General features: G+C 67.1%; 17 protein-coding genes. 6 read left to right on the forward strand and 11 right to left on the reverse strand.

Translation table 11 applies throughout. From position 1 onward, the window contains the following. The first annotated feature begins 7 nt into the window (after positions 1–7). The 3 genes from V6R86_RS12250 to V6R86_RS12260 are packed head-to-tail and all read left to right on the forward strand — an operon-like array spanning position 8 to position 1573. A complete protein-coding gene (locus V6R86_RS12250) occupies positions 8–562 on the forward strand; it encodes a cytochrome c (protein WP_338504832.1) in 555 nt (184 codons plus the stop codon). Continuing rightward, complete coding sequence (locus tag V6R86_RS12255; protein WP_338504833.1) at positions 555–1235, forward strand: cytochrome b/b6 domain-containing protein; 681 nt, start codon at positions 555–557, stop codon at positions 1233–1235. Before V6R86_RS12250 ends, V6R86_RS12255 begins: the two co-directional genes overlap by 8 nt. After that, the gene (locus V6R86_RS12260; protein WP_338504834.1) at positions 1232–1573 is read left to right on the forward strand and encodes a VOC family protein; all 342 of its coding nucleotides are present in this window, start codon (positions 1232–1234) and stop codon (positions 1571–1573) included. The genes V6R86_RS12255 and V6R86_RS12260 overlap by 4 nt, the downstream gene beginning before the upstream one ends. Here V6R86_RS12260 and V6R86_RS12265 read toward each other — a convergent pair. Then, a complete protein-coding gene (locus V6R86_RS12265; RefSeq protein WP_338504835.1) occupies positions 1570–3681 on the reverse strand; it encodes a ComEC/Rec2 family competence protein in 2112 nt (703 codons plus the stop codon). The genes V6R86_RS12260 and V6R86_RS12265 overlap by 4 nt on opposite strands. On the opposite strand from V6R86_RS12265, the gene gltX reads away from it, so the two are divergent. Further along, positions 3680–5137, forward strand: a complete 1458-nt coding sequence (gene gltX / locus V6R86_RS12270) for a glutamate--tRNA ligase (RefSeq protein WP_425335964.1) — start codon at positions 3680–3682, stop codon at positions 5135–5137. The two genes, V6R86_RS12265 and gltX, sit on opposite strands and share 2 nt — an antisense overlap. Before the next feature lie 29 nt (positions 5138–5166). Further along, positions 5167–6450: a citrate synthase gene (locus tag V6R86_RS12275; RefSeq protein ID WP_425335965.1), complete on the forward strand. Its 1284-nt coding sequence runs from the start codon at positions 5167–5169 to the stop codon at positions 6448–6450. Here the strand turns inward: V6R86_RS12275 and V6R86_RS12280 are convergent. The 3 genes from V6R86_RS12280 to V6R86_RS12290 are packed head-to-tail and all read right to left on the reverse strand — an operon-like array spanning position 6426 to position 10015. After that, complete coding sequence (locus tag V6R86_RS12280) at positions 6426–7781, reverse strand: HAMP domain-containing sensor histidine kinase (RefSeq protein ID WP_338504838.1); 1356 nt, start codon at positions 7779–7781, stop codon at positions 6426–6428. The two genes, V6R86_RS12275 and V6R86_RS12280, sit on opposite strands and share 25 nt — an antisense overlap. Beyond that, entirely contained in the window at positions 7774–8796 is a 1023-nt protein-coding gene (locus V6R86_RS12285; RefSeq protein ID WP_338504839.1) for a DUF2336 domain-containing protein, read from the reverse strand. The genes V6R86_RS12280 and V6R86_RS12285 overlap by 8 nt, the downstream gene beginning before the upstream one ends. A 37-nt stretch (positions 8797–8833) precedes the next feature. After that, on the reverse strand, positions 8834–10015 hold the full coding sequence (locus tag V6R86_RS12290) for a hypothetical protein (protein ID WP_338504840.1): 1182 nt from the start codon (positions 10013–10015) through the stop codon (positions 8834–8836). A gap of 72 nt (positions 10016–10087) precedes the next feature. Between V6R86_RS12290 and V6R86_RS12295 the strand changes: the two genes are divergently transcribed. Continuing rightward, positions 10088–12388, forward strand: a complete 2301-nt coding sequence (locus V6R86_RS12295) for a hypothetical protein (RefSeq protein WP_338504841.1) — start codon at positions 10088–10090, stop codon at positions 12386–12388. A 3-nt stretch (positions 12389–12391) separates the two neighbouring features. Here the strand turns inward: V6R86_RS12295 and V6R86_RS12300 are convergent, their stop codons facing one another. The 7 genes from V6R86_RS12300 to nuoL all read right to left on the reverse strand — a co-directional run bounded on the left by V6R86_RS12300 (position 12392) and on the right by nuoL (position 20917). Beyond that, on the reverse strand, positions 12392–12652 hold the full coding sequence (locus tag V6R86_RS12300; RefSeq protein WP_338504842.1) for a DUF1467 family protein: 261 nt from the start codon (positions 12650–12652) through the stop codon (positions 12392–12394). Further along, positions 12649–14283: a ribonuclease J gene (locus V6R86_RS12305; protein ID WP_338504843.1), complete on the reverse strand. Its 1635-nt coding sequence runs from the start codon at positions 14281–14283 to the stop codon at positions 12649–12651. Before V6R86_RS12305 ends, V6R86_RS12300 begins: the two co-directional genes overlap by 4 nt. A gap of 110 nt (positions 14284–14393) precedes the next feature. Next, a complete protein-coding gene (locus tag V6R86_RS12310; protein ID WP_338504844.1) occupies positions 14394–15176 on the reverse strand; it encodes a type III pantothenate kinase in 783 nt (260 codons plus the stop codon). Between the two features lie 4 nt (positions 15177–15180). Beyond that, on the reverse strand, positions 15181–15882 hold the full coding sequence (locus V6R86_RS12315) for a biotin--[acetyl-CoA-carboxylase] ligase (RefSeq protein ID WP_338504845.1): 702 nt from the start codon (positions 15880–15882) through the stop codon (positions 15181–15183). A gap of 19 nt (positions 15883–15901) precedes the next feature. Beyond that, the gene (gene nuoN, locus V6R86_RS12320) at positions 15902–17329 is read right to left on the reverse strand and encodes an NADH-quinone oxidoreductase subunit NuoN (protein ID WP_338504846.1); all 1428 of its coding nucleotides are present in this window, start codon (positions 17327–17329) and stop codon (positions 15902–15904) included. Continuing rightward, positions 17329–18873, reverse strand: a complete 1545-nt coding sequence (locus tag V6R86_RS12325) for an NADH-quinone oxidoreductase subunit M (protein WP_338504847.1) — start codon at positions 18871–18873, stop codon at positions 17329–17331. The genes nuoN and V6R86_RS12325 overlap by 1 nt, the downstream gene beginning before the upstream one ends. 1 nt (position 18874) lies before the next feature. Beyond that, complete coding sequence (gene nuoL / locus V6R86_RS12330; RefSeq protein ID WP_338504848.1) at positions 18875–20917, reverse strand: NADH-quinone oxidoreductase subunit L; 2043 nt, start codon at positions 20915–20917, stop codon at positions 18875–18877. Between the last annotated feature and the right edge of the window lies 1 nt (position 20918).

Consider the following 20918-nt stretch of genomic DNA (forward strand, 5'->3'; position numbering starts at 1 on the left):
GATGTCGATGCGCGCGTTTCTGATGCTGGCAGCCGCTGTCCTCTCCCTCGCTGGCTGCAGCAGCGGGAGCGATGATGCCAATGCCGTGCTCAACGACGCCAATGCGAGCGGGGTGGACGCGAGCGCCGAAGTCCTCAACACCGCCATGGCGGCTGCCGACACCCCGCTGGAGCGCAAAGCCGCCCTCGCCAAGATTAAGGAGCGGCACGAGGGCTACGAGAAGATCGGCAAAGCGATGCGCGCCGCCAAGCAGGCGATCGACAAGGAGGACCTAGGCGCGGTGCGGACCTCGGCCGATCGGATCGCGACCCTTGCCCCGCAGGCGATCGGCTGGTTCCCGCTCGGCACCGGTCCCGACGTCGCGAAAACCGGGGCCAAGGCCGACATCTGGCAGCAGCGGGCCGAGTTCGACAAGGGCATGGCGAACTTCAACGAGGCAGCGAGGGTGTTTCAGGCGACTACCGCCGGCGGCGATTTCGGGGCGATCAAGGAAGCCCACGCCAATCTCGGCAAGACCTGCAGCGCCTGCCACGATCGCTTCCGCTCGAACATGCATGACTGACCCGGCGCATACCGAAGCCGCCCTTGCGGTGCCGGTGTGGGATGTGGCCGTTCGGCTGGTTCACTGGAGCTTGGTACCACTGATCGCCTTTTCCTGGTGGTCGGCGGAAAACGGCGAAATCGAATGGCACATCAGGAGCGGTCTCACGATCCTGTTCCTGCTGTTGTTCCGGATCCTGTGGGGGATGTTCGGCAGCTCGACCGCCCGCTTTCGCTCGTTCGTGAGGGGGCCGGGCAAGGTGCGAGCCTATCTTCGCGATCCCTCGGGCTGGCGCGGGGTCGGGCACACGCCGCTTGGTGCCATGAGTGTGGTCGCATTGCTTGGTCTCATGCTTCTCCAAGTCGGATTTGGCCTGCCCCTTTCCGACGAGGACGGGGTGGTCAGCGGACCGCTCAACCGGCTGGTCAGCTTCGACACCGCCGAATGGGCGCGCGACGTGCACGAGATCCTGTTCAACCTGCTGCTTGCCCTGATCGCGCTGCATGTCGCGGCCATCATCTTTTATCGGTGGAAGGGCCGGCATCTCGTCGGAGCGATGGTCACGGGGCGGAGCAAGGATTATCCTGCCGGCACGCCGGGAATGATCAGGGTCGGCGCCGGCCGGCTGGCGCTATGTCTCGTGATTGCGGCCGCCGTGAGCCTGTGGATCGCCAATGGAGTGCCGGGACTATGAGCCAAGCCCATATCGATTATGTCGAATTGCCGAGCGCGGGGGCGCATGAGCTGACCCGTGCTTTCTATCGCAAGGCGTTCGGCTGGACCTTCGCCGATTACGGTCCGACCTACAGCGCGACCGAGGGCGCCGTCAGTGTCGGCTTGCAGGGCGATCCGGAGGAAGCGCTGTCGGCGCCGCTGCCGGTGGTTCGGGTTGACGATCTCGACGCGGCGTTCGACGCGGTGACCAAGGCGGGCGGTCATATCGCCAAGCCGATCTTCGCCTTTCCCGGCGGCCGCCGCTTTCACTTCATCGATCCCGGCGGCAATGAAATCGCGGTCTGGGTCGCGGCCTAAGAGCCTCCGCCGGCCCACGGCAGACGGTTGACCCGCTCGGCGACGCTGGCCACCCTGCCTTTCTCTGCATCGATGACGAGGCCGCCGGTTTCCCGCAGTCGCGGCGCGTCAAGCGTCAGCCACCGCCCGCGGCAGCCGCGCGGAAGGCGGCGGTCGGCGACTACGATATCGGCGGCGGCGCAAGCGCGCGTCAGTTCGGTCCAGTCGAGCCACTGGGTCGAGCGCAGCGCCAGCAGCGTCCGCCCCGTATCGCCGAGATTGGCGACACAGGCATCGGCACTGCATCGCGCCTGGAGATAAGCGGCAAGCGGCGGCGGGTCGCCATCGAAGCCGGCATTTTCGGCCATCAGGTCGCGAACGAAATCACCTGTCCGATCGCGCAGCAGCCACGGCGTACCGCGCTCGTCAATCACCGCCAGATGCTTGCCGTCCCCGGTAATGAGGAGATCGGGCAGCGGCTCGGCAATGGTGAGGAGGATGCCGGCCGCGAGTGGTGCCGCTGCCCACCATCGCCAGCTTGTCGACCATATTCCGAACCACAGTCCGCCGCCGATGATCAGGGCAAAGGCGAGGCGCGGCATGGCCGGCAGGACGGTGCTGGCGCCGGGCGTGTCGGCAACCGAATGGGCGACCTGTAGCAACAGGCCGATCGCCCAGCCGGTCAGGGCCCAGAATGGAGCGCCCAGCCCGACAACATCGAGCAGCAGTGCCGCAGCCTCCAGGGGCATGATGACAAAGGTGGTGAGCGGAATGGCGATGAGGTTGGCCGCGACGCCGTACAGGCCGGCGCGGTGAAAGTGGTAGAGCGCAAAGGGCATCAGCGCGAATTCGATCGCGAGGCTGGTCGCGGCCATCGCCCCGACCGAGCGAAGGCTTGCCCTTGCCCATCCTTCTTCGCGGCGCTCGAACCATGCCTTGAAGCGCGGGGAGCCATACAGGGTGACGAGGGTCAGGACCGCCGCGAAGCTGAGCTGGAAACTCGCGCCCGCAATCGCTTCCGGCCGGATCAGCAGGATCAGCAGCGCCCCGGTCGCCAGCAATCGCAAGCTAATTGCTTCGCGGCCGAGGAGCACGCCGACGAGCACGAGCAAGGCAGCGATGCAGCTTCGCACGGTGGGCACCTGCAATCCGGTAAGGATCGTATAGCCGACCCCCGCCAGGGCGCCGACGGCAAATCCGAGTGCGACCAGGTTCCAGCGCAGCGCGGCTGCGGGGAACAGGGCAAGGCTTCGCAGCACCAGCAGATAAAAGAAGCCGATCACCGCCGCGATATGGAGCCCGCTGACGGACAGGAGGTGGGCAAGACCCGATCGGCGCATCGCTTCCGCATCGCTGTCGGTGACGGAGCCCTGGTCGCCGGTCGCCAGTGCCGTGGCGATACCGCCTTCGGCCGGGCTCAATCGGCTGCGGACATGCGAATCGAGCCGGCTTCGGATGCGATCGAGGCCGCTTTCATGCGCGGGTTCGATGATCGTGACGTCGCCCAGCGCCCGTCCGGTGGCCCCAAGCCCCATGAACCACGCGTCGCGGGCGAAGTCGTGGGTGCCGGGCAAAGCCATCGGCATCGGCGGGGCGAGCCGCGCGCGCAGGCGGATCCTGGCGCCTACCCCCAGCGCCGGTCCCAGCGACTCGGCGTCGGCCAGCGGCAGTGAGACGCGGAACTTCGGCGGCAGCCTGGGATCGGACGGCGCCAGCGTCAGCCGCAGGCTGTCTTTCGCGACGAGCCGTTCGGTCCGGAGTACGTCGGCCTCGAACGCGGCCATCCGCGGTTTGTCGAGGCGGGGCGCCGCCACTTCTCCGCTCCGCCACCAGATAAGCGCGCAGCCGAGCGCCGCGCAAAGGGCGACCGAGGCAATGACCTGTCCGCTGCGCCCGCCGACGACCAGCCCGACGAGGACGAGCCCGGCGGCAAACAGCAGCAACGATGTCCAGGCAACCGGGTCCGCCAGCACCAGCCAAAGGGCTATTCCGCCACCAAAAGCGACTACCGCCCACGGCGCAAGCTGGGAACGTTCGGCCTCAAGGCGTTTTTCCGCACTTGCGAAGAACGCTCTGGCTTGCCAGTGCAGCCCTGCCGGCGCGCTGCCTGTGGAAACGGCAACATCCATGCTGCCCCTTTCCAGTGAGAGGCGCGATCCGGCGGACCGAGGAAAGAGGAAAGCACGGTTGAGCGCAAGCACCATTGTCACGCGCTTCGCGCCAAGCCCGACCGGCTATCTTCACATCGGTGGAGCGCGGACGGCCTTGTTCAACTGGCTGTTCGCGCGTCATCACGGCGGCAAGTATCTGCTGCGGATCGAGGATACCGACCGCGCACGATCGACCCCCGAGGCGATCGACGCCATTCTCGACGGCCTTGCCTGGCTCGACATCGCGGGCGACGGGGAGCCGCACTTCCAGTCGCACTATGAGGCCCGCCATGCCGAAGTCGCGCACCAGCTGATCGAACGCGGCGCGGCCTATCGCTGCTACCTTAGCCAGGACGAACTCGCCCGCCGCCGCGAGGAAGCACAGGCGGCGAAGAAGCCGTTCCGCATCGTCAGCGAATGGCGCGATGGCGGCGAGGCCCCTTCCCCCGATGCGCCTTTCGTGGTGCGGCTGAAGGCGCCGCGCGAGGGCGAGACGGTGATCGAGGACATGGTCCAGGGCCGCGTCGTGGTCCGGAACGAGGAACTCGACGACTTCGTCCTGCTCCGCTCCGACGGCACGCCGACCTACATGCTGGCGGTGGTGGTCGACGATCACGACATGGGCGTCACCCACGTCATCCGCGGCGACGACCATCTCAACAATGCCTTCCGCCAGCTGGCGATCGTCAAGGCGATGGGCTGGCCCGAACCGACCTACGGCCACATCCCGCTGATCCACGGCGCGGACGGGGCCAAGCTGTCGAAGCGCCACGGCGCGCTCGGCGTCGATGCCTATCGCGACGAGATGGGCATCCTGCCCGAAGCCCTCTTCAACTATCTCCTCCGTCTCGGCTGGGGGCATGGCGACGACGAGATCATCAGCCGCGAGCAGGCGATCGAATGGTTCGACATCGACCATGTCGGCAAATCGCCCAGCCGGATGGATCTGAAAAAGCTCGAGAACGTCAACGGCCATTACCTGCGGCATGCCGAAGACAGCCGGCTTGCCGTGCTGGTCGCGGCGCGACGTGGCGGTCTGGACGCTGAGGAATTGGCGCTGCTCGAACGGGCGATGCCCGAGCTCAAGGCGCGCGCCAAGGACCTGAACGAGCTCAGCGCCAACGCCGACTTCCTGTTCGTGTCCCGGCCGCTGCAAATGGACGACAAGGCGGCAAGCCTGCTCGACGACACTGCACGGGCGCTGCTCGGCCGGCTCCACGACGCGCTGAAGGGCGCGGAATGGACCCACGACGGGACCGAAGCCGTGGTCAAGGCGCTGGCCGAAGCCGAAGGGCTGAAGCTCGGCAAGCTCGCCCAGCCGCTGCGCGCGGCGCTGACCGGACGGGCCACCAGCCCCGGCATTTTTGACGTGCTGGTGCTGCTCGGGCAGGAAGAAAGCCTCGCTCGCATCGCCGACCAGATGTCGAACCACTAACTCAAGAAGTTGCACCTCAAGGAGCGCGATTGATGTCGAATGCCAAGCTGACCACGGACGACAAGGCCCTCGAACTACCGGTTCTGAGCGGCAGTGTTGGGCCCGACGTGGTCGACATCCGCAAGCTGTACGGCGCGACCGACATGTTCACCTACGATCCGGGGTTCACCTCGACCGCGAGCTGCCGCAGTGCGATCACCTATATCGACGGCGAACAGGGCATCCTGCTGCATCGCGGCTATCCGATCGATCAGCTGGCCGAGAAGTCGACCTTCATGGAAGTCGCCTCGCTACTGCTGCACGGCGAATTGCCGAACAAGGATGCGCTCGACCGCTTCACCTACACGATCAGCCGCCACACCATGCTGCACGAGCAATTGGCGATGTTCTTCCGCGGCTTCCGCCGTGACGCGCACCCGATGGCGATCATGTGCGGCGTGGTCGGAGCGCTGTCGTCCTTTTACCATGACTCGACCGACATCACCGATCCAAAGCAGCGCGAGATCGCCTCGCACCGCCTGATTGCCAAGATGCCGACGATCGCGGCGATGGCTTATAAATACAGCATCGGGCAGCCGTTCCTGTATCCGGACAATTCGCTGTCCTACACCGGCAACTTCCTTCGCATGACCTTCGGCGTTCCGGCCGAGGAATATGTGGTGAACCCGATCATCGAAAAGGCGATGGACCGGATTTTCATCCTCCACGCCGACCACGAGCAGAACGCTTCGACCTCGACGGTCCGTCTGGCCGGCTCGTCGGGGGCCAATCCGTTCGCCTGCATCGCGGCGGGCATCGCCTGCCTGTGGGGCCCGGCGCATGGCGGCGCCAACGAAGCCGCGCTCAACATGCTGCGCGAGATCGGTCACGTCGATCGCATCCCGGAATATATCGCCCGCGCCAAGGACAAGGACGATCCGTTCCGCCTGATGGGCTTCGGCCACCGCGTGTACAAGAACTTCGACCCGCGCGCGAAGGTGATGAAGGAGACCGCGGACGAGGTGCTGCGCGAGCTCAACATCTCCGATCCGGTGCTCGACGTCGCCAAGGAATTGGAGCAGATCGCGCTTAGCGACAGCTATTTCGTCGAGAAGAAGCTGTATCCGAACGTCGATTTCTATTCGGGCGTGATCCTGAACGCGATCGGCTTCCCGACCGAGATGTTCACCGCCCTGTTCGCCCTTGCCCGCACCGTCGGCTGGGTCGCGCAGTGGAACGAGATGATCGCCGATCCCGAGCAGAAGATCGGCCGTCCGCGCCAGCTCTACACCGGCGCGACGCAGCGCGATTACGTGGACGTGGGATCCCGCTGAGCCAGCGGGACGGTCAGCCGGAACGCGGCGCCGTCACCGGAGGGGTCGAGCAGTTCGACCTCTCCGCCCATATCGCGGGCCAGCCGGCGCGAGATGGCAAGGCCGAGGCCGGCGGTGCCACCGCGCGATTCCGCGCCTTGTTCGAAGCGTTCGAAGATGCGAGTCCGGTCGGCCGGCGCGACGCCCGGCCCCTGATCGCTGACGGTCACCGCCGCCTTTGCCCCGCGCTCGAGAATAATTGCGACGGTGCCGCCTTCGGGTGAGAAGCGAACCGCGTTGCCGATCAGGTTGAGGAGGATCTGAGTGATCGCGCGCGATTGTCCGCGCACCTCGAGGCTTCCTTCTCCGCCGACGTCAAGCAGGACGCCGCGCGTCGAGGCTTCCGCCTGAACCAGCCCGGCCGCGTCGAGGACGAGTTCGGCCAGATCGACGATTTCGCCCGACACGGAGCCGTCGCCCGCCTTCTGTTCGCTTCCCCCAAGCGCGCTCAGCAATCCCAAGAGGTGTCGCGCGGCGGTCGCGATGTCGGTGCCGTAACCGGCATAATCGTTCTTGAGTGGGCCCTGGCTGCGGCTTGCGATCTCTTCGGCCTGCCCGATGATGGTGGCGAGCGGTTCGCGCAGCAGGTCGTCAAGCGGCGGAAGGGCTGATTTCATTTCCGGCGGGGCGGCGTCGCCGAGGCGGACGCGAATGGCGTATCCAAGAAATTGCCCGTCGTCGCTGCGCGGCGTTCCGTCCAGCAGCACGGCGAGATCGTATGGACGCAGCTTCGCGGCGTGCGCCGTGAACGGCGTGCGGCCGGTCAGGGCTTCGAGGAGCGGCAGGTCACCATTCGCATCTTCCACTGGGCGCACCAGGCGAGCGAGCGGCTGACCGATGAGGTCGGCGGCCGCGCTCCCCAGGCGCCTTTCGAGCCCGGGACTGATGCCGATGACTCGCAAGGACGGGTCGGTAAGGAGGTCTTCGGCTGCCGCTCGCGCATGGGCCTCGGCCTCCTCACCGCTGCGGCTGGAGGCGAGCCAGCGCGAGCGCGCGGGCGGGCGGGCGCTCCAGCGTTCGACCGACAGGGTGACGCCGTCGCCGTCCGGCTCTGCCCGCACCAAAAGATCCAGATCTTCTTCGTCGCTTGCCGCCATAACCGGCCGCGTGATCCCGACACCGAGCCGCGCCGCGAGGTGGGCGAGCCCGGCCAGTTGCGGCACCATCAGCGTGCTGCCGAGCTTTGCCCCGGCTTGTTGCTGAAGCGCGAGCAGCGGCGCATCGGCTGCCACCAGCCGACCGGCGTTGTCCACGCGCGCGGTGATCGGGGGTTGGATCGGTAGGCTAGCCATGGCAACCGATGATCCGCCGCGCATGGCGGTAGGCTGAAGGAAGGGCAAGCTCGGCCCGCGCTTCCTCGACCCGCTCCGCGCTTATTGCATCATAGGCTTCGATCGCCCGCACCGGATCGCCGATGCCGAGCGCTGGGCCGGCAGAAGCCAGCAAGGCCGCCGCTTCGGGCCGCGGCACACCGGCAAGGCGCAACAACAGCGCGAGGTCGTCGGCACCGCCCAGCAGCGCGTCCCATGCCTCATCCGGCGCAAGGCAGGCTTCCGCGGCGAGTACCGCGGCCAGCAGGGGCGCATCGCCTTCCGCCGCCAGCGCGACCAACAGGCCGGGGGCCTGGCGGCCGTCGGAACCGAGCGCGTCGACCAGCGCCGCTTCCAGTTCCTCGGGCGACGACCATTCGGTGCGGCTGGATAGGAGATCGTTCGCCGCGTCGGCGATTTCGGCGTCGCCCGCTTCCAGGCAGCGGCGACCGAGCGCGGCGGCGACCGCGACGACGAGCCTCTGTGCCAGGGACGCGGAGAGGTCCGAAAGGTCGAGCGACACCCGGCCAAAGCGGTCCCGGCCACGCCCGCGCGCGGTGACCAACGACATGGCGGCGGCAGCGACCTCGGCATCGTGGCCTGCCGTCCAGCCTTGCAGCGTGGAGCGCCCGCCGCGCCCCGACGAAGCGATGCGCTGGACATCGGCGCGGCGCAGCAGGAGCGCGACCAGCGCTTCGTCCTGCACCAGCCCGGCGCGGGTCAGGTCGGCAACCAGTTCAAACGCGCTGGCCTCGCAGCTTGCCGCCACCTCGGGTGACAGCCGGGCGCGGATTTCCACCGCGATGCGCTCGACCAGACCATGGAGCATGGCGGTCATCAGCGAGCGTTCCTGCTCGGTCAGCCGTGCTTCGGGAGACAGGAAAAAATCCTGCACGACGGCGGCCAGCCGACCGCTCCCCGCCGCGGCAAAGGCGGTCGAGGTTCGCGTTTCGCGCCCTTCGGAAAGGGCGCTGGTGATGGGCCATTCGGCGGGCATGTCGCTGCCCCTTAGCAAGGCCACCGTTAACGCCGCGTCAATCGCGTTCGGGCTGCACCAGCTGCTGCACGATGAAGAAGCCGGCGGCGGCGTAGACGGCAAGCGCGACGGTGAGCAGGCTCCACGCACCGAACAAGGCGAAGGGAAGCGACAGGAATACCACGCTGCGCGGGGTCAGCAGCCACAGATCAGGGCCAAGCTCCCGCCCGCGACGCTCGATCCGGGTGGCTTCACCGAAGGCGATGGTGGCGGCGGCCGCCACAAGGGCGCCCCAGCCGCCGCCATGCCATGTTTCGTACCAGGCAAGGCCGAGCAGCGCCGCGCCATGCGCCGGGGCGAGCGAACGGGACAGCAGCGAATGGCGCGAAAACGGCCGCAGGCGAACGATCGCCAGGCGTTCGGCCAGTCGATCGAGAGGACTTGCGGCAACAAGCAGGCCGAATGCCCACAAGGGCTCGCCGCGCGTGAACAGCAAGGCGGCGCCCAGCACCATGATCAACGCGGCCCACATCAGCGCGGCTGGGCGGACCGGCGCGCCCATCAGGTGACGGGTGAGGAAATCCTCGACCCGAGGGAGGAGATAACGGCTTGGCCAGTCGCGGCGGCGCTGGCGGCTGCTGGTGACGAGGTGCCGGTCGAAGGCAGCACCGCTGGTCTCGCTCGCGGCGCGGAAAGGGCGCAGGCCTTCGGGCGCGGGCAGCAGCCGGGCGCCTTCCTGGACGGCCCGGCGAAGCAAGGTCGAATGCAGGTCCCAGTCGCCCAACATCCGCGCGGTATCCGACAGCAGGCTCGACGAGATCACCGCAAGACCCGCCCAGCGGCGTTCGTTGTCGATCCGCTCGAACGATTGATGCTGCTCGTCGTCGGGAACGGTGAGAATGGCCGGCGCCGGTTCTTCCGCAAGATCGGCCAGCAGCGCCGCGGCGGGCGCGACGCCGTCAGCCATCTGCAACACCGCGAATTCGGGATCGAAGCGTGCCGCCGCTTCCATCGCGTCGGTCACCGGCACGACCGAAATGCCTTCGGCCCGAAGCCGCTCGAACGCGCTCTGGAGGGTCGGCGGTACACGCTCGACCATCACCACGATCGGCGCCGCGCCGACCGCCGCCGCGCAGCGCGCCTGATATTCGATCAGCGTGCGCCCGGCGAGCGGCGCCAGCGCGTGCAGTCCGCCCTGGTCGTCCTCGTCCTGCGCCGCGATCAACGCACCGAGCGCCATTCCCACCCCTTCTTCATCGCCGCTTCCTCTTGCACGCTTCCGTAGACGAGCAAAGGTGATAAACATGGCGGCATGACGCCGCCCCTCCCCCGCTCGTCGCACGACGCCGCCGACCATCCGCTCGACCTGACGGACGAAGTCGGCCCCGCTCCTGCCGAGTGGCAGCAATCCGAACCCGAATGGGTGGACGTGCCCGAACAGCCGGTCGAAACAGGTGCTGGCGGTCGTCGGGTACTGGGCGCGACGCTGGCGGTACTGGCGTTGATCTGGATCGGGTTTGTCGGCTGGAGCGCGGGCGGATCGCTGCGCGGCCAGGCCTCGCCCGCGCTGCTTGCCCAATGGCTGGCCGTCGCTGCCGCACCGCTGATCCTGCTTGGCCTCGCCTGGCTGATCTTCGGCCGGACCCGGCGGCGCGAAGCGGAACGGTTCACTCAGAGCGTCCAGACTATGCGCTCCGAAGCCCGCAGCCTCGAGCAGTTGCTCGGTGTCCTGCGCCAGCGCCTCGATGAAGAGCAGGCGGCGCTATCGGGTCATGCCGAGCGGCTGATGCGCCTGGGTGACGAGGCGGGGCATCGGCTCGGCACCGTGACCCGCGACCTTGTCACCGGAAGCGAAACGCTGACTCGCCATGCCGTGGCGCTCGACCGCGCGGCGGAAAGCGCAAGGATCGACGTCGGTGTGTTGCTGGAGGACTTGCCGCGGGCGGAAGCCAGCAGCCGCGCGATGGGCGAGGAATTGCGCGCCGCGGGCCGCGAAGCAAGTGCCCAGTCGGCGTCGCTCGAAGCGCAGCTCGCGGCGATCAGCGGACGGGCCCGCGAAGCCGAGGACCAGGTCGGCGGGGCGTCGCAGCGGCTGGTCGCCCACCTCACCCAGATCGAAAGCGCCGGCGCGGCCGCCGCCATGCGGGTCAGCGAAACCGGAACGACCGCCTCGGCGCAGGTCGATGCCTTGCTCGAACGCACGGCCGAGGCGCTCGGGCTGATCCGCGCGGGCGTCGACGAACAGGCCGCCGCCGTGCGCGGGCTGGTGGACCAGAGCGCGGCGGCGTTGGGCATTGCCGGCCAGGAAGCCGCGCTTCAGCTCGGTTCGCGCCTCAGCACCGCGGGTCAGGCCCTCGATGGCCTTGCCGCGCGGGTGGCGGAGCAGGACCGCGCCGTGACAGCGCTGGTCGCTGGCCTAGAACGCCAGCTGGCCGAGGTCGATCAGCGCTTTGTCGATCTGGCGGCCGAAGGCGACATGCGCGCGCAGGCGGTGGCAGCGGCAATCGACCGCGTTCGGCGCGAGCTCGACGGGCTAGGCGCGCAGCAGGCGGCCAGCGGCGGCACGCTGGACGATCTCAGCACCCGCACCGAGCATCTGCGCACCGCCATCGCATCGCTTCAGCGCGAATGCGGCGAGGAATTAAGCGGCGCGCTGGGCCATGCCGAGGGCGGCGCCGAGCGGCTGCTTGCCGCCGTGCAGGCCGCGCGCCCCGACGTCGAATGGATGAACGAAGCCGCGACCGGTATGACAGCGCGCCTGGAACAGGGCACCGCGGGGCTGTCCGGGCAGCAGCAGGCGCTCGCCGGACTTCTCGCCAGTGTCGAAACCGGCGTCGGCGGGGCCGAACAGCGGCTTGCCGACCTTCGCGCCGCGCTTGCCCAGGCAGGCGACGAAGCGACCCGGCTTCAGGCGGAGACCGGCCCGGCGCTGGTGCAGGCCATGGTGCAAGTCCGTGAAGCCGCCGCCCAGGCCGCGACCCGTGCGCGCGAAGCGCTGGCCGCGGTGGTGCCGGAAACCGCGCAGAGCCTTTCCGATGAAGCCCGCTCTGCCCTCGCACGAGCAGTCGAGGAAAGCGTCACCGGGCAATTAGGCGAAGTCGAGCGGGTCGCCGCCCGCGCGCTTGAGGCGGCGCGTCACGCATCGACCGGGCTTTCGCAGCAGATGCTCAATATCGGCCGCTCGGCGACCGCGCTCGAACAGCATCTCATCAAGACCCGCGAGGACGACCGGTTGGCCGACAGCGAGGCTTTTACCCGCCGCGCCGCGACCCTGATCGATTCGCTTCACAACGCCTCGATCGACGTCGGCCGCATTCTCAGCGACGAAGTCGACGATCGCGCCTGGGCGGCCTACCTCAAGGGCGATCGCGGCGTGTTCACCCGCAAGGCCGTGCGCCTGCTCACGGCGGGCGAGCTTCGCTTGGTCGAGCAGCAGGTCGCCAACGACCGCGATTTCGCCGCGTCGGTCACGCGCTACGTCCAGGATTTCGAAGCGATGCTGCGGCGCGCCTCGGCCGAACAGGAAGGCGGCATGATGTCCGTCACCCTGCTGTCGAGCGACATGGGCCGGCTCTACGCCGCGCTGGCGCAGGTGCTCGAGCGGCGGCGCTAGACCCTAGTTGTAAAAGTCCAGCGTTTCGGCCGTGATCCACCCCTGCGTCCAGTTGGCGTAGAACAGCGCGAACAGCACCAGCGAAATCAAGCCCGCGCGGATGAGGTGCCGCTTCAAGTCGAAGCGGTGCGGCGCGCTGTCGGCCTGCCCGGCGATCCGGGGCGCCCCCGCCTCTTCGTCCGTCTTCATCCCGAACGGCAGCATCAGGAATGCCGTAAAGACGAAGATCAGGAAATAAACGGCAAGGGCGCTTCCGGGGTTCACAGGCGGGTCACCAGCACTTCCACATTGGGCTTTTTGCCGGTCCACAAGGTGGCGCAGCGGCGCACGGCGAGGCGGATGGTCTCCCGCAATTTATCCTCGTCGCGGATCGGCGTGACGGCCTTGGCCGCGGTCGCCTGCGCGTCGCGGATGAAGTCGTCGCGATCCTCTTCGACAGGTACCCCGACCGCGCGCACCACCGGATCGGCGGCGAGCGTGCCATTGCTGCGCAACACGATGCTGACCGCGATCACGCCCTGGAAGGCGATGCGGCGGCGCTCGTTGATGGTCGCGCCATCGGCGGGCAGGATGACATCGCCGTCGAGAACCAGCCGTCCGACCCGTTCCTCGCCGATCTTCTTCGGCTCACCCGGCGCGAGGCGGATGAGGTCGCCGTTTTCCTGGATAAGGCTGCCGGGGATGCCGCTTTCGATGCCGAGCCGGGCCTGTTCGAGCAGGTGGCGGCGTTCGCCGTGGACCGGGACCAGCAGCTTGGGCCGAATCCAGTCGTACATCTGCTGCAATTCGGGGCGGCCCGGATGGCCCGACACGTGCACATGCGCCTGCCGCTCGGTGATGGTGCGAACGCCAAGCTCGGCCAGCTGGTTCATCACCCGCCCGACTGCGCGCTCGTTGCCGGGGATCTGGCGCGAGGAAAAGATCACCGTGTCCATCTCGCCGAGCTTGATTTCGTGCTGACCGGCGGCGATGCGGCCGAGCGCCGCGCGCGGCTCGCCCTGCCCGCCGGTGGCGACGATCAGCAGTTCGCGCCGCGGCAGGCGCATCGCTTCGTCGTAGCGGACCGTGTCGGTGAAGTCGGTGAGGTAACCGGTCGCCCGCGCCACCTGCAGATAGCGTTCGATCGAACGGCCCGCGACCGCGACCCGGCGCCCGGTGGCTTCGGCGACCTTGCCGATAGTGTGCAGCCGCGCGGCGTTGGAGGCGAAGGTGGTGACCAGCACGCGACCAGGCGATTCCTCGACGGCTTTCAGCAGCCCGTCGTAGACCTCGACTTCCGATCCCGACGCCTTGTCGGTAAAGGCATTGGTCGAATCGCAGACCATGACGTCGACGCCAAGATCGCCGATCGCCTTCAGTTTCTCCGGGCTGGTCGGATTGCCGAGCACCGGGGTGGGATCGAGCTTCCAGTCGCCGGTGTGGAAGACGCGGCCGTGCGGGGTTTCGATCAACAGGCCGTTGGCTTCGGGAATCGAGTGGGCCAGCGGCACCGGCGTCACCCGGAACGGCCCGAGGTCGAGCACGTCGCCCGGGTGAATCAGCCGCACCTTGACCTGACCGGTCAGCCCTTCTTCTTCCAGCTTGTGCGCGATCAGCCCGGCGGTGAAGGGCGTCGCGTAAAGCGGCACACCGAGGTCGGCGGCGAGATAGGGAATCGCGCCAATATGATCCTCGTGCCCGTGGGTCAGGACCAGCCCGACGAGGTCCTTGCGCCGTTTCTCGATGAACTCGAGGTCAGGGAGGATCAGGTCGATGCCGGGGTAATCGGTATCGCCGAAGGTCATACCGCAATCGACCATCAGCCACTTGCCGTTGGTGCCGTAGAGATTGACGTTCATGCCAATCTCGCCCGACCCGCCGAGCGCGAGGAAGAGCAGTTCGTTGCCTGGTGTCACAAAATTTCCTGTCATGGCCCAGTCAAGCGGGCCGTTCTTTATCGCAGTCCATTGAAAGGTCAGGAGCGGCGGCTGGACTGCCTTGCCGCCGGGCTCCTCATAATCTCGAGTCAGGCGGGCCGAAGGCTTCGCGCATGCAGAAGCGCCAATCCACGAATGGTCAGATCGGGCTCAACCGCATTGAATAGATTGTGTTGCTGGAACAAGGTCGCAAGGCCACCGGTCGCGATGCAGGTCACCGGGCGGCCGATTTCCGCGCGAACGCGGGCCAGCAAGCCCTCGATCATCGCGACATAGCCCCAATAGATCCCCGAGAGCATTTGGCTCGCTGTCGTGCGGCCGATGACGGCGTAATCCTCCGGCGCCTCGATCGCGATCCGCGGCAGCTTGGCGGCGGCGGCGACCAAAGCGTCGAGGCTGAGGTTGATGCCCGGGGCGATGATCCCGCCTTTGTAGGCGCCGTCATAATCGACGACGTCGAAGGTGGTGGCGGTGCCGAAATCGATCACTACCAGGTCGCCCGGATAAGCGGCATGGCCGGCGATGGCGTTCAGCACGCGGTCGGCCCCGACGTTGTGCGGTTCGTCGACATCGAGGCGGATGCCCCAGGCGGCGTCGCCCTGCCCCGCCACCAGCGGCTCCTGCCCGAAATATTTGCGCGACAGCGTCTGGAGGTTGTGCAGCGCGCGCGGGACGACGGTGCCGATGATGACGCCCGTGACGTCGCCGCGGGCATAGCCTTCGAGGCTGAGCAACTGGTGCAGCCAGACGGCATATTCGTCGGCGGTGCGGCGCGGGTCGGTGGCGATCCGCCAGCGCGCGGCGATGATCCCGTCCTCCGCCAGCAGCGCGAAGACGATGTTGGTGTTTCCGGCATCAACCGCGAGCAGCATGGCCTCAGGCGCTCCCCAGCATGACGTCGGCGGCATGGATGCGTCGCTCTTCGCCGGTTGCCAACGAGAGGCGAAGCGCTCCATCGGGGGCGAGGCCGGCGAAACTGCCCTCGATCTTCTCGTTGGCAGCAACATGAACCGAGAGTGGCGTTCCGACCGGATGCGCGCTTTCCAGCCACAGTGCGGCGAGACCGAGCGGATCGTGGCGCCACCGCTGGAGTTCGCGGGCGAAGGAGGCGGCGAGCAGCGGCGCAAAGGCTTCGGGGCTGACGAGGGCCACCGACGAGAGGGCTACGGTCTCACGGCCCGGGATTTCGGGGGCGTGGGCGAGATTGACGCCGAAGCCCGCGACCACGCGGTCTTCCTGCCGTTCGAGCAAGATGCCGGCAAGCTTGGCCGAGCCCAGCAGCAAGTCGTTGGGCCATTTCAGCATCAGGCCGGTGGCGGGCGCTGCCGCTTCCACCGCGCGGATCAGGGCAAGGCCGGCGGCGAGCGCGAGTGAGCCTGCCTGCGGATCGCCGGGACGCAACCGGACCAAGGTCGAACCGTGGAAATTGCCTGCCGGGCTCTCCCAGGCGCGGTTCTGGCGGCCCCGCCCCCGCTCCTGCCGGGCCGCGATCAGCCATTCGCCTTCAGGCGCGTGCGGCTCAGCGAGGAGATCGCTGTTGGTCGAGCCGGTGCGCTCGACAAAGCGGATGCGGCTCAAAAGCGCGCCCCGCGGCGCATCAGAAGACGCTGGCCGCGTCGGCCGCCGCGGTGGTCAGCGGATTGATCAGCAAATAGCCGAGCGGGCTGATGATTAGCGCACAGGCGGCGATCAGCACGGTTTCGGTCTTGCCACGGGCGGGCGCGAACGGCTCGGCCGGCGCATCGAAATACATGATCTTGATGACGCGCAGGTAATAATAAGCCCCGATCACGGTCAGCGCCGCGGCGGCCAGCGCCAGCAATTGCAGCCCGGCATCGACCGCCGCCTGGAACACCATCAGCTTGGGCCAGAAGCCGAACAAGGGCGGGATGCCGGCGAGGCTGAACATGAACATGGCCAACGCCAGCGCCAGCAGCGGGCGGGTCTGCGACAGGCCCGACAGGCTCGACAGGCTTTCCAGCGGACGCCCTTCGGCATCGCGCATCCGCATGATGCAAAGGAATGCGCCCAGCGTCATCACGACGTAGACCGCCGAGTAAACCAGCACCGCGGTCGCGCCTTCGCGGCCACCCGCGGCGAGGCCGACCAGCGCGAAGCCGACGTTGTTGATCGACGAATAGGCCAGCAGGCGCTTGATGTTGGTCTGGCCGTAAGCCGCGACCGCGCCGAGAATGATCGAAGCCAGCGCGGCGAAGATTACGATCTGGCGCCACTGGTCGGTGACCGGGCCCATCGCGTCAAGGCAGACGCGGGTCGCGAGCAGGATGGCGGCGGCCTTCTGCCCGGCAGCGAAGAAGGCGGTGACCGGCGTCGGCGCGCCTTCGTAGACGTCGGGCGTCCACATGTGGAACGGCACGGCGGCGATCTTGAAGGCGATGCCGGCGAGCGTGAAGACGAGACCGAACAGCAGCCCGAGGCTGGCGCCATTCGGACCGGCGAAGGCGGCGGCGATGCCGTCGAAATAGGTCGTCCCGGCAAAGCCATAGAGCAAGCTAATTCCGTACAGCAGAATGCCGCTGGCAAGGCCGCCAAGAACAAAATATTTGAGGCCCGCTTCGGCCGAACGCGCGTCATGGCGGCGATAGGAAGCGAGGACGTAGGCCGACAGGCTCTGCAGCTCGAGGCCGACGTAGAGCATCATCAGGTCGGTCGCGCTGACCATCACCGACGCGCCCAGCGCCGACAAGAGGATCAGCACCGCATATTCGGCGCCATGCTCATGGTTCTGGTCGAACCAGCCGTGGGCCATGACGATGGCGACCGCGGCGGAAAGATAGATGATAACCTTGCCGAAGGCGGCAAAGCCGTCGGCTGCCCACATGCCGTCGAACACCGATCCGGCGGTCTGCGGCGCGCCGATCAGCGCGAAGCAGGCGCCGACCAGCAGCACGATGGCGGCGACATGGGTGATGGTCGAGGAACGCCGCACGAAAGCGGCAACCATCATCAGCGCCACGGCGCCGAGGCCGAGGATGACTTCGGGAAGGATCGGAGCGAAGTTCATCAGTGCGCCTCCCCGGCGCCATGTTCGGAGGCCTTGGCCGCAACGGCGGCGGCCGGATTGCCGGCGGTCGGACGGCTGTCACCGGCCGGCTTCACCCGCTCGATCCGGGTCAGCAGCCGGCCCACGTCATCGCGCATCGGCGCCATGAAGCTTTCGGGATAGACACCCATCCACAGCACGATCGCGGCGATCGGCGCCAGCAGCGCCCATTCGCGGCGGTCGAGGTCGGCCATCGCCGACGCATCTTCCGTGCGGGCGGTGCCATAACTGATGCGCCAGTAGAGCCACAGCATATAGGCCGCGCCGAGGATGATGCCGGTGGTGGCGAAGATCGCGCCCCAGGTCGACACCTCGTAGGTGCCCATCATCGCCAGAAACTCGCCGACGAAACCGCTGGTGCCGGGCAGGCCGACCGCCGCCATGGTGAACAGCAGGAACAGCAAGGCATAAGCGGGCATGTTGTTGGCGAGGCCGCCGTATTTGGCGATCTCGCGCGTGTGCATCCGGTCGTAGATCACGCCGACGCAGAGGAAGAGCGCGCCTGAGACAAGGCCGTGGCTGAGCATCACGATCAGCGCGCCTTCGATCCCCTGTCGGTTGAAGGCGAACAGGCCGAAGGTGACGAATGCCATGTGCGCGACCGAGGAATAAGCGATCAGCTTCTTCATGTCGCCCTGCACCAGCGCGACGAGGCTGGTGTAGACGATGGCGACGCTCGACAGGCCGAACACCAAGGGCACGAACTGCGCGCTGGCTTCGGGGAACATCGGCAGGCTGAAGCGGATAAAGCCGTAGCCGCCCATCTTCAGCAGCACGCCCGCAAGGATCACCGACCCCGCGGTTGGCGCCTGGACGTGGGCGTCGGGAAGCCAGGTGTGGACCGGCCACATCGGCATCTTGACCGCGAAGCTGGCGAAGAAGGCCAGCCACAGCCATGTCTGCAGGCCCGGCGCGAAGTCGGTCGCCATCAGGGTCGGGATGTCGCCGGTGCCGGCCACGCCGATCATCACCAGCATCGCGACCAGCATCAGCACCGAGCCGAGCAGGGTGTAGAGGAAGAACTTGTAGCTCGCCTTGATCCGCTCGACCCCGCCCCAGATGCCGATAATCAGGTACATCGGGATCAGACCGGCTTCGAAGAAGATGTAGAACAGCAGCAGGTCCTGCGCCATGAACACGCCGAGCATCAGCGCTTCCATGAGCAGGAAGGCGGCCATGTATTCGGGCACCCGCTTGTCGATCGAGCGCCAGCTCGCGCCGATGCAGATCGGCATCAGGAACACGCTGAGCATGATCAGCATCAGCGCGATACCGTCGATCCCGAGCGCCCAGTTCAGGTAGGGCGTGCCGAGGCTCACCCGCTCCTGGAACTGCCACTGTGCGCCACCGACGTCGTAGCCTGCCCACAGGACGCAGCCGAGCACGAACAGCGCCACCGTCGCACCCAGCGCCAGCCAGCGCGCGCCATCCGCCTTGAGGAACAGGCAGCCGAGCGCCGCCAGCAGCGGCAAAGCGATCATCAGGGAGAGAATGGGAAAGCTCATATCAGCTGGTCATCGCCCAGGTGGCCAGGCCGACGAGGCCGAGCATCATCACCAAGGCATAGGAGTTGAGATAGCCGGATTGGAGCGCCGCGGTCATGCGGTTGCCGACGCCCACCGCATGGGCCGCTCCGTGCGGGCCGAAGCGGTCGATCGTCTGCTCGTCGCCGCGCTTCCAGAAGAAGCGGCCGAGTGCCAGCGACGGGCGGACGAACAGGAAGTTGTAGATTTCGTCGAAATACCACTTGTTCATCAGGAAGGCGTGAATCGGCCCGGTCGCGGCCACCCACTTGGCAGGCATGTCCGGACGGCGGATGTAATTGTTCCACGCAAGCGCCAGGCCGATCAGCATCACAAGACCGGGGGTCAGCTTCACCCACAGCGGCACGTGGTGCGCGGCTTCCACCAGTTCGAAGTTGTGGACCAGGCTGCCGTTCCAGAAGGCTTGTCCTTCTTCGGCTCCGAAGAACGGATAATAGAAAGCAAAGCCGGCGAACACTGCGCCCAGGCTCAGCACGCCCAGCGGCACCAGCATGGTCCACGGGCTTTCATGCGGGTGGTAGCCGGCGGTGCCGGTGACCGGCTGCGCGGTCGAATGGCTGCTGTCGCCATGCTCCTGGTCCGGGTGATCGTGATGATCGCCATGAACCGCGTGCTGGATATGCTCGGAACCTGCCCAGCGCGCCTTGCCGAAGAAGGTCAGGAAGATGAGGCGCCAGCTGTAGAAACTGGTCAGCAGCGCGGCGAACGCACCGACGAAGAACGCCATCGTCCCATGCACGGTCCCGCTGGCGAATGCGCTCTCGAGGATGGCGTCCTTGGAATAGAAGCCGGCGAAGCCGAACACCCCGATGATCCCGACGCCGGTGATCGCCAGCGTGCCGAGCACCATTGCCCAGAAGGTCAGCGGAATCTCTTTCCGGAGCGCGCCATAGTAACGCATGTCCTGCTCGTGATGCATGGCATGGATGACCGAGCCAGCGCCTAGGAACAGCAACGCCTTGAAGAAGGCGTGGGTGAACAGGTGGAACATCGCCGCGCCGTAAGCACCCACGCCCGCAGCGAAGAACATGTAGCCGAGCTGGCTACAAGTCGAATAAGCGATCACCCGCTTGATGTCGTTCTGGACCAGGCCGACGGTCGCCGCGAACAGAGCGGTCGCGAGGCCGACGTAGGTGACGACGGTCATCGCGGTCGGGCTGACCTCGAACATCGGCGACAGGCGACAGACCATGAACACGCCGGCGGTGACCATGGTCGCGGCGTGGATCAGGGCGCTGACGGGCGTCGGGCCTTCCATCGCGTCGGGAAGCCAGGTGTGGAGGCCGAGCTGCGCCGACTTGCCCATCGCGCCGACGAACAGCAGCAGGCAGAGCAGGGTCATGGTGTCGACCCGCATCCCGGCAAAGCCGATGGTCGATCCGGCCATGCTCGGGCTCGCGGCGAGGATCGCCGGGATCGAGACGGTGCCGAACACCAGGAAGGTGCCGAAGATGCCGAGGCTGAAGCCGAAGTCGCCGACGCGGTTGACCACGAACGCCTTCATCGCGGCCGCGTTGGCCGACGGCTTGTGATACCAGAAACCGATCAGCAGGTAGGAAGCAAGGCCGACCCCTTCCCAGCCGAAGAACATCTGGATCAGGCTGTCGGCGGTCACCAGCATCAGCATGGCGAAGGTGAACAGCGACAGATAGGCGAAGAAGCGAGGCTGGCTAGGATCCTCGTCCATGTAACCCCAGCTGTAGAGGTGGACGAGGCTGGAGACGGTGGTGATCACCACCAGCATCACTGCCGTCAGCGTGTCGACGCGCAGGCTCCAGTCGACAACCAGGTCGCCCGAGCGGATCCAGTCGAGCACGGGTACCACGGTGGCGGTGTTCGCGCCCGACAGGAAGCCGAGGAAGATCGGCCAGGAAAGCGCGCAGCTGATGAACAACGCAGCGGTGGTGATGGCCTTGGCCGGCACCTTGCCGATCGCACGTCCGCCGAGGCCCGCGACCAGCGCGGCCAGCAGCGGCAGGAAGACGATGAGGATGATGGACTGCATG

Source organism: Sphingomonas kaistensis, assembly GCF_036884275.1.
In the GTDB taxonomy this organism is placed as follows: Bacteria; Pseudomonadota; Alphaproteobacteria; order Sphingomonadales; family Sphingomonadaceae; genus Sphingomicrobium; species Sphingomicrobium kaistense_A.

Excerpts from the sequence above, each read along its gene's own strand:
- V6R86_RS12310 (WP_338504844.1), bottom strand. The coding sequence starts at position 15,176 with ATGCTGCTCGCGGTTGATGCCGGAAACACCAACATCGTCTTCGCGCTG.
- V6R86_RS12295 (WP_338504841.1), top strand. The coding sequence starts at position 10,088 with ATGACGCCGCCCCTCCCCCGCTCGTCGCACGACGCCGCCGACCATCCG.
- V6R86_RS12265 (WP_338504835.1), bottom strand. The coding sequence starts at position 3,681 with ATGGATGTTGCCGTTTCCACAGGCAGCGCGCCGGCAGGGCTGCACTGG.
- V6R86_RS12290 (WP_338504840.1), bottom strand. The coding sequence starts at position 10,015 with ATGGCGCTCGGTGCGTTGATCGCGGCGCAGGACGAGGACGACCAGGGC.
- V6R86_RS12285 (WP_338504839.1), bottom strand. The coding sequence starts at position 8,796 with ATGCCCGCCGAATGGCCCATCACCAGCGCCCTTTCCGAAGGGCGCGAA.
- V6R86_RS12255 (WP_338504833.1), top strand. The coding sequence starts at position 555 with ATGACTGACCCGGCGCATACCGAAGCCGCCCTTGCGGTGCCGGTGTGG.
- nuoN (WP_338504846.1), bottom strand. The coding sequence starts at position 17,329 with ATGAACTTCGCTCCGATCCTTCCCGAAGTCATCCTCGGCCTCGGCGCC.
- V6R86_RS12280 (WP_338504838.1), bottom strand. The coding sequence starts at position 7,781 with ATGGCTAGCCTACCGATCCAACCCCCGATCACCGCGCGCGTGGACAAC.
- V6R86_RS12325 (WP_338504847.1), bottom strand. The coding sequence starts at position 18,873 with ATGAGCTTTCCCATTCTCTCCCTGATGATCGCTTTGCCGCTGCTGGCG.
- nuoL (WP_338504848.1), bottom strand. The coding sequence starts at position 20,917 with ATGCAGTCCATCATCCTCATCGTCTTCCTGCCGCTGCTGGCCGCGCTG.
- gltX (WP_425335964.1), top strand. The coding sequence starts at position 3,680 with ATGCTGCCCCTTTCCAGTGAGAGGCGCGATCCGGCGGACCGAGGAAAG.
- V6R86_RS12250 (WP_338504832.1), top strand. The coding sequence starts at position 8 with ATGCGCGCGTTTCTGATGCTGGCAGCCGCTGTCCTCTCCCTCGCTGGC.
- V6R86_RS12260 (WP_338504834.1), top strand. The coding sequence starts at position 1,232 with ATGAGCCAAGCCCATATCGATTATGTCGAATTGCCGAGCGCGGGGGCG.